The following is a 17,747-nucleotide window of genomic DNA, read 5'->3' as shown; positions in this document are numbered from 1 at the left end:
GCTCCGTCCCGACGCTCGATGGCCGCGTCCGATCTCAGGTCCTGAGCGCCACCAGCTGACGCAGGGCCTGTTCGGCGGCGGCGAACACGCTGTCCCAGTCGCCCGGGGTGGTCTGGCGGAACAGGCGCATCGACGGGTACCAGGGGGTGGTGTCCGCCCACTCGCCCTTGCCGTCGCCATAGACCCAGTAGGGCATGAACTGCAGCAGGTTCCACACCGGGCGGCCCAGCGAGCCGGCCAGATGCGCCACCGAACTGTCGGTCATGATCACCAGATCGAGCCGTTCCAGCACCGCCGCGGTATCGGCGAAATCGTTGAAATGCTGCCCCAGCGGCGTGATCAGGGTGGAGGTGCCGAGCGTCTCCAGCTCCGCCTCTGGCGGGCCCTTCTGGATGCTGTAGAGCCGCACATTCGGCACGTTGAGGAAGCGAAGGAAGCGGCTGAGAGTGGTGGCGCGGCGCGCGTTGTCCTTGAAGGTGACGCGGCCGGACCAGATGATGCCGACCTTGATCGTGCCGTCCGGGCCGGGAACCAGCCGGGCTGCCTTCTCGCGCGCTTCGGCCGTAACGGTCAGGCGGGTGGGCGGCGGCACCGTGTCGATGGTCGTGCCCAGCCGGTGCGGCAGGCTCATCAGCGGGCAATGGACGTCGTAGGGCGGATAAGGAGTGCCGGCGCGCACGAAGCCGTCGATGCCCTCCAGCCCGGACAGCAGGCGGTGCAGCTCCGGATGGCATTCCAGCAGGACCCGGCCGCCGCGCGCCTTGACCATCGGCGCATAGCGCGCGGTCAGCAGCACGTCGCCGAACCCCTGTTCGGTGGTCAGCAGGATGGTCTTGCCGTCGAGCGGCCCGCCGTCCCACATCGTGCCGTCGGCGATGCGGTTCTGGTAGCTGGGCAGCGACAGGCGGGAATCGTAATCGCGGAAGCCTTCGGCATAGCGGCCGACCTGAAGCAGCGTCAGGGCGCGGTCCCACAGCAGCCCCGGGTCGTTGGGCCGGGCGCGCAGGGCGACGTCCAGGATCTCCAGCGCGCGGTTGAACCGGCAGCCGTGCCGCAGCGCCACCACCAGGTTGGACAGCAGGTTGGCGTTGCCGCCAGACAGCACCACCGCATGCTCCTGCGCGGCGATGGCATCGGCATATTGCTCCACGTCGCCCAGCACGTTGCCGAGATTGGTCCAGGCGCCGACATGGCGCTGGTCGATCTCCAGCGCGCGCCGCTGGCAGGCGATCGCCGCCTCCGGCTTGCCGGCCTGCCGCAGCAGGGCGCCCAGCGCGCTCCATACATTGGGATCCCGCGGCTTCTGCTCCAGCATCCCTTCCAGCATCTCGATGCTGAGTCCGTGGGAGCCCTGGCTGGCTGCCGGAATTGGGGCCGGAGCCGGTGTGGGAGTCGGCACCGATGATACCGGAACCGACGATATCGGATGCGGCGAGGCCTGAAGGGGCAAGGCTGCCTGGGAGGACGGCGCCGGGGCGGCCTGGGTGATGTTTGCCTTCATCTCTCGTCGTCGCTGGTGGTCTGCAGTCGGTTTGGAGCAGGAGCAGAGCGCGGGTAGGGGATAGACGGCTACTCAAGGAGAGTCAAACCGTCCCTTCGGCTGCACTTGTGTGCTTCTTGAGGCCGCCCGGCGCTCATTCGGGAGGCTTAGCGCCGCCGCAGATCCTGAAGGTCGATGTCGTCGATCCGGAATCCGGCCTGCCGAAGCGCCTTCAGCACGATCACCTTCTGGGCGGTGCCTTCGCGCGCGGCGGCCTGGCGCAGCTCCTCAACCAGATAATCGGGCAGCATCGCCTGCCACGGCCGGGTCGGCGCCGGACGGACGACGGTGGGAGCCGGCTGGGGCTGCGGTGCGGGCTGAGCGGTGGGCTGGACAGCGGCCTGTGAGATGGGCTGGGAGACGGCCGCCGGCGGTGCCGTCGGCTCCGTCTCGGTCGGCAGGAAGCCCTTGCTCAATCCGTACTGGCGGATCGGATCGATGTCGTTCGCGCCCAGCCCGCCGATCCCGATCCCGCCCAATGGAGGACGAGCCGGCTTGGCGGCAGGCTTAACGGTCGGCTTGGCGGGGCTGTCGGTCGACATGGGCACTCCGGTCAGGGCGATGCCGGCTCCAAGAGGGCCGGCCGAATAAGCCATGAAGCATTATCATGACTTGGTGTCCTGTCTTCGCGACATGTGGCGGGTGGCCCCTGTGCCATGACGGAAAGCCGACCGGCGTGGCGCGGGGAGCACAGGGGGATAGCAAGGCATCATTCCAACACAAAAAATCATGACATAAAAACATGAAAACAAGTGTGGGCTTGGAGGCTCCAAGAGGGGATGGAGGAGCGGCCATCGGCGGAGGAAGGATGGCCTGTCCATCCGGAGCGGAAGCATCGCCGGAGGAAAAGCGGGGGCGGCAAGCTCTGTATGAATGGTTATGCTGAAAACAAATCATGAAATGGTGTGCCGTGAGTTCGGCAATGTGGGGGCGAGGCTGTGCCGGTTGTCCGGTATGCCCGTGGCAGTGGGACCGCAAGAAGGGGAGATGCCGTTGTCCCGTATTGGCGGGGGTACCCGGTGAAACGCGATTGTCCTGTCCTGTCTTATTTTGCCCTGTCCGGCCTTTCCTCGGTCAGGAGCGGACCTTTGCAGGATCGGGCAATCGTGATTTGAGGATACCGCCTCGCTGCGCAACGGCGTTGTCAAGATTTCATGAAATGATGAAAAAGCATGTTTTGGTCGGTCGAGTGGTTGGCTTCTCCGGTCTCGTCGAAGCGGCCCTGCTCCGGCCTCATGCTTTCATCAGCTCTCATCCTGACAAGAAGTCATGCCTAAAAATCATGACATGATAAATAGCAATCGGATGCCGAGCCTGCCCGCCCCGCTGCCGGTGCCCCTTACATCTGCCGGAGGGGAACACAAGCCAATCTCTCCAGCCAATTTCTCCGCTGCTCCGCACAGGAACCGCCCACCGGTTTGAGGCCCCGGTCTCGATGCGCCCAATCCGCGGAAACGCAGCCCCGCCTCACCCTCAGGTCGCCGGTTGTGCGATAGAAATCATTTCATGAAATCACCAAGCAGAGACATGACCGTATCTCATGTCCTGCAACCGCGACTGCGCTCCCCACACCCTCCGGAAGCCGTCCGGTCCGCCTCACCCCCGCGGGATCAGTGGATTGGCCGGGGAGCTTTCCAGGAAGGCGACGAACTCGTCGGTCAGGGCGCGGACGTTCAGGTCGGCATTGCTTTCGGGATTGACCTCGCCCGGACCGTGGCCGGTATAGGTCATCTCCTTCAGGAGAGAGCGCTCGATCAGTTCGGTGCGGAAGGCCGGGACGCCATGTTCGTCCAGCAGGCCGCGGGCGTGGCGGTCGACGCGGGATTCGATGGCCGCCTGGGTGCGGACGATCACCACGCTGGAGGCCGGGGTGTGCTTCAGCACGCCGACGGAATCCGCCACCACCTTGAAGGTGCGCACCGTCTCCTTTACGTCCATGAAGGACTGCTGGGTCGGGATCAGCACCCCGTCGCTGACCGAGAAGGCGTAGAGCATGGTCAGGTTGCCGAAGCCGGCAAGGTCGATCAGCGTGTAGTCGAAGCTCGGCGCGTTCTCCTGCACCGTCTGGCGGACGTTCGATTCCGTGATCTCGTCCAGCACCCGCACCCCGGCATCGTTCCGCCGCCGTGCCCATTCGGCCAGATGCCGGTTGGGGTCGCAGTCGAGCAGAAGCACGTTTGCCTCGCGCCGGCGCAGTTCGGAGGTGAGCGCCATGACCAGACTGGTCTTGCCGACGCCGCCCTTGGTGGAGGCGAAACTGATGATCCGAGCCATGCGGTGGTTCCCGGTTGCAGAGGGGGAAAGCGGGGTGACCCGAGCGGGAGCTTTGCGGATTTACACGCAAGAACAGGAAAGATGGAAGTGGTTTCACGTCATGAAGAAGAAACATGAAATCATGATATTTAAACATAAAATGGCTTTGTGGTGAGTGGAAGGAATGCCGGGGCGGCGGCGTTTCCCTGCCCCGGCGCTTGTCAGCCCCGGCGTCGCCATGGCATAGCCACCCGGCCCAGCCGTTGCGGGGCTCCCAGCCGGCGGCAAGCTGTGCCGTGCCCGGATCGGCCGCTGCCTGCCTGCGGGTTCTGTGTTCAGCCGCTCATCCCTTCGTCTCCGCCATCCCGTCGCCAGGATCCGCCGCATGACAGACGCCAGCTTTCTCCAGGTCCGGACCGATGCCGAAGCGGGGCGTTCCTGGCACGCCATCGAAGGGCTGCGGCGCATCCTGCAACGGGATCCCGGGAATGCGGACGCCGTAGATCTGTCGAAAACGGTCCTGACCGACATCTTTGCGAAGGGGAGCGACGCCTACCGGCATGGCCGGCTCGAGGTGGCGGTCTGGTGTTTCGCCCTTCTCGCGCAGTATGGCGCGCCGCGCGACACCCTTCGCACCAACTGCGAAGCCATGATCTCCATGATCCTCCAGCGCGCCACGGAGGATGCGAATGCCGGGCGGGCCGGCGACGCCAGGCGCGCCTGCCGGCTGCTGCTGGTCCTCGATCCGGCAATCGCCCAGGCGCATCTGCTCGTCGGGCAGTTCGAGCGCGGCGCCGACGGCGACGGAGCGGTGGCGGCCATGTCGATCGCCCGGGGCCTGCTGCTCGCCCCGGGGACGGCCCATGCCGGCCAGTTGCGCGACATCGCCATCCCGGCCGGCATCCGCGCCCTTGCCGAGTGGCTTGGCCGTGACCGGCCGGCGGCTCCGCTCCTGGGCGCGCTCGGCCGGCTGTGCCCGCCCGGTCAGGCGGAGGCCCTGACCCGTTGCCGCGGGATGACGTTTCAGGCGGAGGCGTGGCCGGGCGCCGGCCGGGCGGAGGCACGCCGGCAGGCGGCCGCGGCCGCGATGCATTGGCTGGGAGACCTCCAGCAGGAGCGGCAGGGCTATCGCGACGCCCTGGAGGCCCACAGCCGAGGCTTCGACCTGTGGAACAGCCCGGCCGGACTGGAGCGCAAGGCGCAGGCCCAGCAGTATCTCGTCATCGAGGGGCTTCTGGAGAGCCTGAAGGGCTTCGCCTACGCCTATATCTACGACATGGACCGGCAGGCCGCGGCCCGTGCCTCCTTCGACAGCCTGTCGGCAACGATGGAGCGCCTGCTGGAGGCGCCCGGCATCGACAGCTGGACCCGGACGCAGCGCTGGACGACCCTGCTCGGCATGCGGTCGCTCGTCGGCTATGCGGCGGCGCTCGGACACAATCCCACTCTTCCGCTGCCCGGCAATCCCTTCGCCGAAGACACGGCCACCGAAGACATGGCCGCCGAAGACATGGCGGGAGGACCGGCCGTCCCGGCGGGGCCGGCATCCCGGCGGGTCTTCGACTGCTGCACTTTCTTCAACGAGGCCGAGATCCTGGAGGTCCGGCTGGCCGAACTCTACGACGTGGTCGAGCGCTTCGTCGTGGTGGAGGCGTCCCACACCCATTCCGGCGAGCCCAAGGCGCTGACCTTCGGCGACCATCGCGAGCGGTTCCAGCCCTACATGGACAAGATCCGCTACGTGGTGGTGGACGAGCTTGTCGGCACCTTCTCCTGGCAGCGGGAAGCCTACCAGCGCGACGCCATCCTGCGCGGGCTGGACGGCTGCCGCGACGACGACATGGTCATCGTCTCCGACGTCGACGAGATCCTGCGGCGCGAGGTGGTGGAGCGGCTGCGCGGCGGCGGGCCGGCCTTTGACACCGTCTTCACCACCGAACTCGACCTGTTCTTCTACCGGCTGAACTATCGCTTCTCCCGCGACTGGCGTGCCGCCGGGGCCGCGCCCTTCCGCTTCATCCGGCAGATCGGCCCCAACGCCGTGCGCTACCTCGCCAAGCAGAACATCGGCCACCTCATCCGCGACGCCGGCTGGCATTTCAGCTGGATGGGCGATGTGTCGCGCTTCGCCGCCAAGCTGAACGCCTACGCCCACCAGGAGCATGCCCAGTCCTTCGGCGAAGGCAACATGGCGGATGTCGCCAGCTTCCTCGACGGCGGCGGCACCCTGCCAGAAGGCGCCCCCGGCGCCCGTGGGGGATACGAGGTTGTGCCGCTCGACCGTCATCCCCGGCTGGTGCGCGACAACCTCGACCGCTTCCGGGAGACAGGCTGGATCCGCTGAGACGGGCCGGCGCCGCCCAGCCTTATCCGGGCTTGACGTCGGCGGTGGTGCCGGCCCGGCGCTTCAGCCGGTGCATCGCCTGCTGGCCGCCGCCGGTGGCGCGGACCGAATAGAAATAGGCGCTGTCGTCGGTCCAATAGCGGCCCTCGCCATCGACCATCACCGTGCTGCTGTGGATATCGGCCGGATAGACGGTCAGGCGCGGGGCCGCCTCCGTCGTGAAGCCGGCCAGATGCACGGCGGCGAGCGCCGCCTGGTCGAGGAACCAGACCGGCAGGCCGCGATCCAGGAAATGGCGGATATAGCGCCGGGTCAGGTCGAGGAAACGCAGGGCGCCCATGGTCGGCCGGATGTGCAGCACGTCGGCGTAGAGCAGGCTCCAGATGTCCAGCCGCTTCAGCGCATGGCTCATCATCCCCAGGTCCGAGTGGGCGGAGGCCGCCAGCAGCGGGTTCAGGTCGCGGATCGCCATCAGGTCGACGTCCAGCATCAGCACCGGCCGCTTCCAACGGGACAGCAGGTCGGGCAGCACCAGGAAACGGCTGCAGGCGTAATAGGTCTTGGCGTTGTCGCCCAGTGGCGCCAGGTCGATGGTCTCGCGCAGGACGATGAAGCGCCCGGCGCCATGGGCGGCGGCCAGGGACGCCACCGTCGCCTCGGCCTCCGCGTCGGGATTGATCAGGTGCAGGGCGATGGCGCAGTCCAGGCCGCTGTCCTCGACGATGGACCGCACCATGGTCGGCAGGAACTTGCGCGCATAGACCGCGTCGCAGGATGCGTAGACCACCAGCGGCCGGTCGGCGCTTCCCGCCCCTTCGGCCAGCGTGGCGCGGATGCCGGCCGGCGGCGGCCCGTCGCGCAGGGACGCCAGGAAGGCCGGGGCGGTGCGGGTGGCGGCATCGCGTCCGCCATGGCGCTCCGCCGCCTGGAGGAACAGGGCGTCGGCCTCTTCCAGCCGGTGCTGCTCGGCGCACAGGCAGGCCAGCCGGCTCAGCGTGAAGGAGACCTCCGGATACAGCTCCAGCGCCCGGCGGTAGGCACGTTCGGCGCGCAGCCCCTGCCCGTCGCGGCGCAGCGCGTTGCCCAGCGCCACCAGCCCGACGCAGTCGTCTCGGCCCTGGAAGCGGTCCACGTCGTCGGCTTTGCCCAAATGGGTCAGAAGCTGCCACAGGTTGGAGCGCCGGGTCTGGTCGGCGGGCGTCAGCCGCCAGGAGGCGAGCGCATGGCCGGCCGCCTCCGCCATGTCCTGTCCGACCAGCAGCCGGGCGAGCGCGTCATGGGCCACCGCCATTCCGGCTTCGCCCTTTTCCGCGTCACGTTCCAGCACCCGGCGGTAGAGCGCCATGGCGGCTTCGGGTCCTCCCGTCCGCTCGGCGTCGCGTGCGGCGTCCAAATCGCTCTGGAGATCGGCGGGCGGCGGGATGGGGGGCATGGCGGTCGGCTTTTCAGGCTGGGGCGGCTTTCATCCCATGACACCCGTCCGGCTGACAAGCTGCCAGCATGCCTTCCGTTCGACCGTATCGTTTCCCCCGAGTCGCGGTTCACCGGCCCTGAATGGTCCATGTTGCAAGGGTGGCCGGTACCACAAATGCGGGTCCACCACCGCCCTGCGGAAATATAGAGGCGATGCCGAGCCAAAACGCTGCCGTTCAGGAGAAGGCGCTTGAACAGTTCGCCAAATATCATCAAATGTCTGTATGGACCCGGGAAAGGGTTCCAGCCGAAACTGTGCCACGCCGGTCGCTCCGGCGTGGCACTTTTATATTCGCAGTCCCGAATGCGCCGGCCGCCCGGACAGTCAGGCAAGCCAGGGGGATGACGGACGCAGCGGGCGGGGCATGGCCCCCGATCCCATTGGGAAACCCGATCCTGCCGGGACCCCTTATCCGGCAGCGCGCTTGCGCAGTGCGCGCTCCAGCCTGTCGATGGTGTCGTCCCAGTGCTGCGGCCTTGCCTGCCGGAACAGGCGCATGGTCGGGTACCAGGGGCTGTCCTCGCGGTCGAGCATCCAGCGCCAATCCGGGGCGAAGGGCACCAGCACCCAGACCGGGACGCCGAGGGCACCGGCGAGATGGGCGACGGAGGTGTCGACGCAGACGACCAGATCGAGGTTCGCCATGATGGCGGCGGTGTCGGCGAAGTCCTTGATGTCGGGCGACAGGTTCAGCAGCGGGAAGCCGCCCGGCGGGTTTGCCGCCTGCCCTTCGGTGGGYCCCTTCTGGATGGAGACCAGTCTGACGCCGGGGATCGAGGCCAGCCGGGCGAAGGGGGCCAGCCCGATGGAGCGGTTCCTGTCGTTGCCGTGGGTGGGCGATCCGGCCCAGACGATGCCCACCTTCAGCCCGCCCCCGTCCTTTGCCGCACCCTTCAGCCGCTCGCCCCAGCGCGCAACCAGATCGGGCTCCGCCGACAGGTAGGGAACGCGGTGCGGGATGGTGTCCATCTGGGTGCCGAACACCTCGCCCAGGCTCAGCATCGGCAGATGCAGGTCGAAGTCGTCGGTGCCGAGCTGGCCGCTGACGACCCGCTCCACGCCGGGCAGGCCGGCCAGCACCCGTTTCAGCGGCGCCGGCACCCCCAGGATCACCCGGCCGCCGCGCGCCGCCACAAGGGGAACGTAGCGGCAGAATTGCAGGCTGTCGCCCAGCCCCTGCTCGCCGTGCAGCAGGATGCGGCGGCCATCCGGCGGTTCTCCCGTCCAGCGCGGCTTGGGCATGGCGGCCTGGGCGGGCGCGTCCTTGCAGCGCAGCCGCCACTCATACTCGCGCCAGCCCTCCTCGAAACGGCCGCCGACCAGCAGGGCCATGCCCAGGTTGCGGCGGGCATCCGGACCGGCGGGGTCGATGGCGACGGCGCGGCGGAAGCCGGTGACCGCCTCGTCCAGCCGGTTCTGGTTCAGCCGGGCGTTGCCGTGGTTGGCATAGCCGCCGGCGAAGCCCGGATCGACGGCGACGGCGCGGGCATGGGCGTGCGCCGCGTCCTCCAACCGTCCCAACTCCTGCAAGGCCAGGCCGAGGCTGCTGTAGCCGGCGGCGAAATAGGGATCGAGCGCCACGGCGCGGCGATGCCACGCCGTTGCCGCCTCCGCCCCGGCCCCCGTCTTGTCCAGGGAGCGCAGCGCGATGCCCAGGTTGTTGCAGACGGCCATATGGGTGGGGTCGATGGCGATGGCGCGGGCATAGGAGGCGACGGCATCCCGCAGGTCGTCGCCCTCCTGCAGGACATTGCCCAGCCCCGCATGGCCCTCCGACCCGGCGGGGGAGAGGCGGATCGCCCGGCGATAGGCGTCCCGGGCATCGGCGGGGCGCGACAGCCCGCGCAGCAGGCCGCCCACATTCTCATAGGCGGCGGCGAAGTCGGGGCGCAGTGCGATGGCGTTGCGGTAAGCCGCCGCCGCCCCGGCTGCATGGCCCTGGTCGCGCAGCAGGTTGCCCAGATTGAGCCGCGCTTCCGCTATGGCGGGATCGATCCGCAGGGCACGGATCATCAGGCGGAGTGCTGTTCCCCCCTGTCCGGCGCGGCGGGCGACCAGCCCCAGCAGATGCAGCGCGTCGGACTGCTCGGGCGTGATCTCCAGGATACGGCGGTAGATCCGCGCGGCCGCGGCCAGATTGCCGCTCTGATGATGCCGCACTGCTGCGGCGAGCGCGTCCTGAATGGTCGCCATGCTCGATCGGTCGTCCCTGGCCCTTGGGTGTCTTCGTGTGGCGGCTGTCCGGCGGCGCCTGTTGCCGCAAGGGAATAACGGGTGTTCCCGAATTCTCCAAGCGCATCCTCGCTGCCGCGGCAAACGAAATACAGGCCGTGTTATCAACTTGTAACAACGTGGCCGTCATCGTCGAAGCCAGAGCTTGGCGGCAGATCGGCGGCGAAGTTGTGAAGGTCACGCAAGTCTTCGTCGCTGCACACTCGATTCGAGAACGGCTTCCTCCTTCCCGGGGGCACGCTCCCGCCTGGAAGCCCTTGGAACTGTGGGTACCACCAACTTCGCGCGTGCTGTGGCGATTTCGCCATACCGGGCATTTCGCAAGGCATTGCAAAGGCTTGGGGGAATAGCACTCCGCCATTCAGGATAACCGCTTCACAGAGTGTCACAAGACCGGCCAGTTCGGTCTACCCACTTCGGTAGAAACGGATTGCCATAGGCGCAGTCCTTCGGATAACAAGGGCACGGTGTGTTAGGTCGCGCTAGGACTGAGTCTGTCTGCCTGCATCCAGTGTGGCGCACACCTTAGAATGGTTCATCCGCCGGCGAACCAAACCTGAAGGGGATTACTAATGGCTGGACCCTACACCGTAGGCGTAACTACGGGTTCAACCCTAACATTGGGGCAGTTCTCTACGATTATCGGTAACGTTGGCACCGATGTCATCACGCTCGGAACGGCCGGTAACACCGTGTCGATTTCGACGCTTGAGACGCTGATCGGCAGCACCGGCACCGATTTCATTACCTTGACTTCCGGTTCCACCCTCCAGGTTTCGTTGCTGGAAACCCTGGTTGGTAGCACCACCACCGACGTGGTCACGATTGGCACGTCCGGCTCCACCATGCTGGTGAACCTGCTTGAGACGATCACTGGCGGTGTTGGGACCGACGTCGTTACGCTGGGCACGTCCGGCAGCACCATCCTGGTTTCCGCGCTGGAGACCCTGACCGGCGGCGTCGGCACCGACATCGTCACGCTGGGCACGGCCGGCAACAGCCTGCTGGTGAACCTGCTTGAGACGATCACCGGCGGCGTCGGCACTGACATCGTCACGCTGGGCACGGCTGGCAACACGGTTCTGGCCGGCGGCATCGAGACGCTGTTCGGTTCGTCGGGCACCGACATCGTCACGCTGGGCACGGCTGGCAACACCCTGGCGCTCACGGCTGTCGAGACCCTGGTTGGCGGCGTCGGCACCGACGTGATCACGCTGGGCAACAATGGCAGCACCCTGCTGGTCAGCGGCATCGASRCCATCACCGGCGGYRKCGSCACCGACGTSRTCAMSCTGGSGRCCGGCGGCAGCACCATCACGGTYGGCGCGATCGAGACGCTGACCGGCACGACCGCCCTCGACGTGGTCACGCTGGGCACGGCCGGCARCACCCTGCTGGTCAACGCGATCGACACGCTCACCGGCGGCGTCGGCACCGACGTGGTCACGCTGGGCACGGCTGGCAACACGGTTCTGGCCGGCGGCCTTGAGACCCTGACTGGCGGCGTCGGCACCGACGTGGTCACGCTGGGCACGGCCGGCAACACCCTGCTGGTTTCGGGTCTGGAGACCCTGACCGGCGGCGTCGGCACCGACGTGGTCACGCTGGGCACGGTTGGCAGCACCCTGCTGGTCGGCGGCATCGAGATCCTGATCGGCGGTGTCGGCACCGACGTCGTCACCCTGGCGGCCGGCGGCAGCACCATCACGGTCGGCGTGATCGAGACCCTGACCGGTACGGCGGCTTCCGACGTCGTGACGCTGGGCACGGCCGGCACCACGCTGCTGATCAATGGGATCGAGAGCCTGACCGGCGGCATCGGCACCGACGTGGTCACGCTGGGCACCGGCGGCAGCACCATCACGGTCGGCGCGATCGAGACGCTGAGCGGCACGGTGGCAACCGATGTCGTGACGCTGGGCACGGCCGGCAACACCCTGCTGGTCAATGCCCTCGAGACCCTGACCGGCGGCGTCGGCACCGACGTGGTCACGCTGGGCACGGCCGGCAGCACCATCCTGGCCAATGTCCTCGAGACGCTGACCGGCGGTGTCGGCACCGACATCGTCACGCTCGGCTCGGCCGGCAGCACGGTCCTGGTTTCCGGCCTCGAGATCCTGGTCGGCGGCACGGCTTCCGACATCGTCACGCTGGGCACGGCCGGCAACACGCTGACCGTTCGTGGCCTCGAGCTGCTGACCGGCGGTGTCGGCACCGACGTCGTCACGCTGGGCGACACCACCAACACGCTGACCGTCGGCGGCATCGAGACCCTGACCGGTGGCTCGTCCACCGACGTGGTCACGCTGGGCACCGCGGGCAACACCCTGCTGGTCACCCTGGTCGAGACGCTGACCGGCGGTGTCGGCACCGACGTCGTTACCCTGGGTTCGGCCGGCAACACCGTCCTGACCAACCTGCTGGAGACGATCACCGGCGCCGCCGGTAGCGACCTCGTCTACCTCGGCACCACGGGCAACACCGTCCTGGTTTCGGGCGTTGAGGTTCTGGTCGGCGACACGGCTTCCGACGTCGTCACGCTGGGCACGGCCGGCAACACGGTGCTGCTGCGCGGCATCGACGTGCTGACCGGCGGTGTCGGCACCGACGTCATCACGCTGGGCAACACCGCCAACACCCTGACCGTCGGCGGCATCGAGACGCTGATCGGTGGCGCGGCCTCCGACGTTGTCACGCTGAGCACGGCCGGCAACACCCTGCTGGTTTCGGGTCTGGAGACCCTGACCGGTGGCGTGGGCACCGACGTCGTTACCCTCGGCTCGGCTGGCGGCACCATCCTCACCGGCTTGCTGGAGACGATCACCGGCAGCAGCGCCTCCGACCTCGTCTACCTCGGCACCACGGGCAACACCGTCCTGGTTTCGGGCGTCGAAATCCTGGTCGGCGGCACGGCTTCCGACGTCGTCACGCTGGGCACGGCCGGTAACACGGTGCTGATGCGCGGCATCGACGTGCTGACCGGCGGTGTCGGCACCGACGTCGTCACGCTGGGCGATACGGCGAACACGCTGACCGTCAACGGCATCGAGACGCTGATCGGTGGCACGGCCTCCGACGTCGTCACGCTGAGCACGGCCGGCAACAGCCTGCTGGTTTCGGGTCTGGAGACCCTGACCGGTGGCGTGGGCACCGACGTCGTCACCCTGGGTTCGGCCGGCAACACGATCCTCGCCAGCCTGCTGGAGACGATCACCGGCGGTGCGGCGACCGACGCCATCACCATCGGCACCGCGGGCGGCACCCTGCTGGTTTCGGGTCTGGAGACCCTGACCGGTAGCACGGCGACCGATGCCGTCATCCTGGGCACCTCCGGCAACACCTTGCTGACCTCGGGCATCGAGTTCCTGCAGGGCGGCGCGGGCAGCGACCTGGTCTTCATCGGCTCGACTGGCAGCACCTTCCAGACGGTCGCGCTGGAGTTCCTGATCGGCGGTGCGGGCACCGACGTCATCACGCTGGGCTCGGCTGGCAGCACCACCACGGTCCGCGGTCTGGAAATCCTGACCGGCGGCGTGGGCACCGACGTCATCACCATCGGCGACACCGGCACCACCATGGTGGTTTCGGGCATCGAGACGCTGGCTGGCGGTGCGGCGACGGACGCCATCACCATCGGCACGGCGGGCGGCACCCTGCTGGTTTCGGGTCTGGAGACCCTGACCGGTGGCGTGGGCACCGACGTCATCACCATCGGTTCGGCCGGCGGCACGCTGCTTGCCAACGGTCTTGAGACCATCATCGGCGGCACGGGTTCGGAACTGGTGTTCCTGGGCACGGGCGGTTCGACGGTCTCGGTGTCGGGCATCGACATCCTGATCGGCGGCGTCGGCACCGACGTGGTCACGCTGGGCACGGCCGGCAACACGGTGCTGCTGCGCGGCATCGAGACGCTGACCGGTAACGTCGGCACCGACATCCTGACGCTGGGCGACACGGGCAACACCGCCACGGTTTCGCTGTTCGAGACGATCATCGGCGGCACCGCCACCGACGTCATCGCCTTGGGCACGGCCGGCAACACCGTCTTCGTCTCGGCCGTCGAGACGCTGACCGGCAATGTCGGTACCGATGTCATCACCCTCGCCTCGGTCCTCGGCAACACCACGCTGGTGTCCGGCATCGAGACGCTGACCGGTCAGGCCGGCAACGACGTTGTCACCCTGGGCACCGCCGGCAACACCGTCCTGGTGTCGCTGCTGGAGACCCTGACCGGTGGCGTCGGCACCGACGTCGTCACGCTCGGCACCGTGGGCGGCACCCTGCTGGCCTCGGGCATCGAGACGATCACCGGCGCTTCGGGTACGGACCTCGTCTTCCTGGGCTCGGCCGGCAACACGGTCCTGGCTTCCGGTCTGGAGTTCCTGATCGGCGGCACGGGCAGCGATACGGTCAACCTGGGCACCTCGGGCAACACGGTCATCGTCCGTGGCATCGAGAGCCTGACGGGTTCCTTCGGCACCGACGTCATCACCATCGGCGATACCGGCACCACCATGGTGGTTTCGGGCATCGAGACGCTGGCTGGCGGTGCGGCGACGGACGCCATCACGCTGGGCACGGCGGGCAACACCCTGCTGGTTTCGGGTCTGGAGACCCTGACCGGTGGCTTGGGCACCGACGTCATCACCATCGGTTCGGCCGGCGGCACGCTGCTTGCCAACGGTCTTGAGACCATCACCGGCGGCACGGGTTCGGAACTGGTGTTCCTGGGCTCGGGCGGTTCGACGGTCTCGGTGTCGGGCATCGACATCCTGATCGGCGGCGTCGGCACCGACGTGGTCACGCTGGGCACGGCCGGCAACACGGTCCTGCTGCGCGGCATCGAGACGCTGAGCGGCAACGTCGGCACCGACGTCCTGACGCTGGGCAACACGGCCAACACCGCGACGGTTTCGCTGTTCGAGACGATCATCGGCGGCACCGCCTCCGATGCCATCACGATCGGCACCACGGGCGGCACCCTGCTGGTTTCGGGTCTTGAGACCCTGACCGGCAGCTCGCTCTCCGACGTCGTCACCCTCGGCTCGGCCGGCAACACCCTCGCGGTGACGCTGATCGAGACGCTGAACGGCGGCGCGGGCGTCGACGTCGTGTCGCTGGGCACGGCGGGCAACACCCTGCTGGTCTCGGCTCTGGAAACCATCACCGGTTCCACCACCACCGATCTGATCACCATCGGCACGGCCGGCAGCACGCTGCTCGCCAACCTGCTGGAGACGGTCACCGGCGGTCTGGGCACCGACGTGATCTTCCTGGGGTCGTCCGGCAACACGATGCTGGCTTCGGGCATCGAGATCCTGGTCGGCGGCACCAACACCGACGTCGTCACGCTGGGCACCGCGGGTAACACCCTGATCCTGCGTGGCCTGGAGACCCTGATCGGCTCCGTCGGCACCGATGTCATCACCATCGGCGACACCGGCACCACCATGGTGGTTTCGGGCATCGAGACCCTGGCCGGCGGCGCAGGCCTCGACCTGATCTCGCTGAGCACGGCGGGCAACACCCTGCTGGTTTCGGGTCTGGAGACCCTGACCGGTGGCGTGGGCACCGACATCGTCACGCTGGGCACCGTGGGCAACACCCTGGTGGTCAACGCGCTGGAGACCCTCACCGGCGGCACGGGTTCCGACCTCGTGTTCCTGGGTTCGGGCGGTTCGACGCTGCTGGCGTCCGGCCTCGAGATCCTGGTCGGCGGCACGGGCGTCGATGTGGTCACGCTGGGCACGGCCGGCAACACGGTGCTGCTGCGCGGCGTCGAGACGCTGACCGGCGGTCTGGGCACCGACGTCATCACGCTCGGCAACACCGCCAACTCGCTGATCGTCGGCGGCATCGAGACGCTGATCGGTGGCCTCGCCTCCGACATCGTCACGCTGGGCACGGCGGGCAACACCCTGCTGGTTTCGGGTCTGGAGACCCTGACCGGTGGCGTGGGCACCGACATCGTGACCATCGGCACGGCCGGCGGCACGCTGCTGGTGAGCGGCATCGAAACGGTGATCGGCGGCACGGGCCTGGAGGTGATCTTCACCAGCACGGCTGGTTCGACCCTCACCGTCTCGGGTGCGGACTTCGTGATCGGCGGCGCCGGCACCGACGTCCTGACCCTGGGTACGGCCGGCAACACCACCACCATCCGCGGCATCGAGACGCTGATCGGCGGTGCGGGTTCCGACCTGGTGATCCTGGGCGACACCGGCAACACGCTGACCGTGGACGTGGTCGGTGCAGCCACCAATGGCCTGGAAATCCTGGTCGGCGGCGCTGGTACCGACGTGGTGACCATCGGCACCTCGGGCACGACCCTGCTGACCCGCGGCATCGAGACGCTGATCGGCGGCGTGGGCACCGACGTCATCACGCTCGGTGACACGGTGAACACCATCACCGTGACGGGCATCGAGACCCTGACCGGCGGTGCGAACACCGACGTCGTCTTCACCGGTTCGGCCGGCGTGACGATGACGGTCTCGGGGGTCGAGTTCCTGGTCGGCGGCACCGGTTCGGATGTCGTCACCCTGGGCTCCTCGGGCAACACGGTCATCACCCGCGGCATCGACACCCTGTCGGGCGGTGCGGGCAGCGACCTGGTGTTCCTGGGCGACACCGGCGTCACCATGACGCTGGGTTCGGGCATCGAGATCCTGGTCGGCGGCGCGGCCACCGACGTCATCACTCTGGGCACCTCGGGCAGCACCCTGCTGACCCGTGCGGTCGAGACGCTGATCGGCGGCGTGGGCACCGACGTCATCACCCTGGGCGACACCCCGAACACGGTCACCGTGACGGGCGTCGAGACCCTGGTCGGTGGCGCCAACACCGACATCGTCTTCACCGGTTCGGCCGGCGTGACGATGACGGCCTCGGGCGTCGAGTTCCTGGTCGGCGGTGCCGGCTCGGATGTCGTGACCCTGGGTGCGGCGGGCAACACCGTCATCACCCGCGGCATCGACACCATGATCGGTGGTGCCGGCAGCGACCTGGTGATCCTGGGCGACACGGGCGTCACCATGCGGGCCGAGAGCGGGATCGAGATCCTGGTCGGCGGCGCCGGTTCCGACCTCGTCAGCCTCGGCGATGGCGGCAACACGGTCCTGCTGCGTGGCATCGAGACCCTGACCGGCGGCACCGGCAACGACGTGATCACGCTGGGCGACACCGGTGTGACGATGTCGGTCTCGGGCATCGAGACGCTGATCGGCGGTGCGGGCACCGACGCCATCACGGTGACCGGCGGTTCGGGCATCCGCTTCCAGGCCGGCACGGGCGACAGCCTGAGCCTGGCTTCGGGCAGCGGCACCGACACGGTGGTGTACTCGTCCTTCACCGACATCTCGGCGCTGGGCGCGAACACCGGCTTCGTCTCGGTCTCGAACTTCCAGTCGGGCACCGACAAGGTGCAGCTGACCGGTACGGCCCGGACCACTGCGGACAAGAACGGCGATGCCTCGCTCACGACGGCCTCTGCTGCGACCAACGGCGTGAACATCGGCTCCAACGAGCTGGTGAGCCTGACCTCGGTCGTCAGCGGCAGCCTGACGGACGCTTCGCTGGCCAGCTTCCGCTCGGCCCTGGGTACGCTGACGAACTCGTCGGCTGGTGCAAGCACGCTGGTTCTGGCCAACAACGGCACCAGCTCCGGCCTGTACCAGGTGGTCGATACCAACGGCGACGGCCAGGTGGCCGCCACCGAGGTCCGGCTGCTCGGCGTGTACAACGGCACGGTCCTCTCGCTCTCCGACATCAACCTCGGTTGATGGCTGGGGGCTCGGTTGATGTCGGGGGGGCCGGTTGATGGCCAGGGAGGGTGGAGCCGTCGCCATGGCGTCGGTTCCGTCGGCCGTCGCGCCGGCTCACAGGTGCTGTTGACATCCGATGGC

7 protein-coding genes are annotated in these 17,747 nt (G+C 68.0%); 2 read left to right on the top strand and 5 right to left on the bottom strand.

Going from position 1 to position 17,747, the window contains the following annotated elements; all coding sequences use genetic code 11:
• Window positions 1-34: 34 nt before the first annotated feature.
• The 3 genes from VH569_RS29775 to VH569_RS29765 form a co-directional block, all read right to left on the bottom strand.
• Window positions 35-1,327, bottom strand: a complete 1,293-nt coding sequence (locus VH569_RS29775) for a hypothetical protein (protein WP_423320244.1) — start codon at window positions 1,325-1,327, stop codon at window positions 35-37.
• A gap of 320 nt (window positions 1,328-1,647) precedes the next feature.
• Window positions 1,648-2,082, bottom strand: a complete 435-nt coding sequence (locus VH569_RS29770) for a hypothetical protein (RefSeq protein ID WP_423320242.1) — start codon at window positions 2,080-2,082, stop codon at window positions 1,648-1,650.
• A gap of 1,054 nt (window positions 2,083-3,136) precedes the next feature.
• The gene (locus tag VH569_RS29765; protein WP_423320241.1) at window positions 3,137-3,814 is read right to left on the bottom strand and encodes an AAA family ATPase; all 678 of its coding nucleotides are present in this window, start codon (window positions 3,812-3,814) and stop codon (window positions 3,137-3,139) included.
• A gap of 364 nt (window positions 3,815-4,178) precedes the next feature.
• On the opposite strand from VH569_RS29765, the gene VH569_RS29760 reads away from it, so the two are divergent.
• Window positions 4,179-6,137: a hypothetical protein gene (locus tag VH569_RS29760; RefSeq protein ID WP_423320239.1), complete on the top strand. Its 1,959-nt coding sequence runs from the start codon at window positions 4,179-4,181 to the stop codon at window positions 6,135-6,137.
• Window positions 6,138-6,159: 22 nt separating this feature from the next.
• On the opposite strand, the gene VH569_RS29755 is transcribed toward VH569_RS29760, so the two are convergent.
• Both VH569_RS29755 and VH569_RS29750 read right to left on the bottom strand, forming a co-directional pair.
• Window positions 6,160-7,569 carry a tetratricopeptide repeat protein gene (locus tag VH569_RS29755; RefSeq protein ID WP_423320238.1) on the bottom strand — a complete coding sequence of 470 codons (1,410 nt, stop codon included), beginning with the start codon at window positions 7,567-7,569 and terminating at the stop codon, window positions 6,160-6,162.
• A gap of 450 nt (window positions 7,570-8,019) precedes the next feature.
• Window positions 8,020-9,804, bottom strand: coding sequence for a tetratricopeptide repeat protein (locus tag VH569_RS29750; protein ID WP_423320236.1), 1,785 nt, complete (start codon window positions 9,802-9,804; stop codon window positions 8,020-8,022).
• A 731-nt stretch (window positions 9,805-10,535) separates the two neighbouring features.
• Here VH569_RS29750 and VH569_RS29745 point away from each other — a divergent pair.
• A complete protein-coding gene (locus VH569_RS29745) occupies window positions 10,536-17,624 on the top strand; it encodes a calcium-binding protein (RefSeq protein WP_423320235.1) in 7,089 nt (2,362 codons plus the stop codon).
• The last annotated feature ends 123 nt before the right edge of the window (window positions 17,625-17,747 follow it).

This window comes from Azospirillum sp. 11R-A, from assembly GCF_049472615.1.
Classification (GTDB): Bacteria; Pseudomonadota; Alphaproteobacteria; order Azospirillales; family Azospirillaceae; genus Azospirillum; species Azospirillum palustre.
This window is presented reverse-complemented; position numbering and strand designations above follow the sequence as displayed.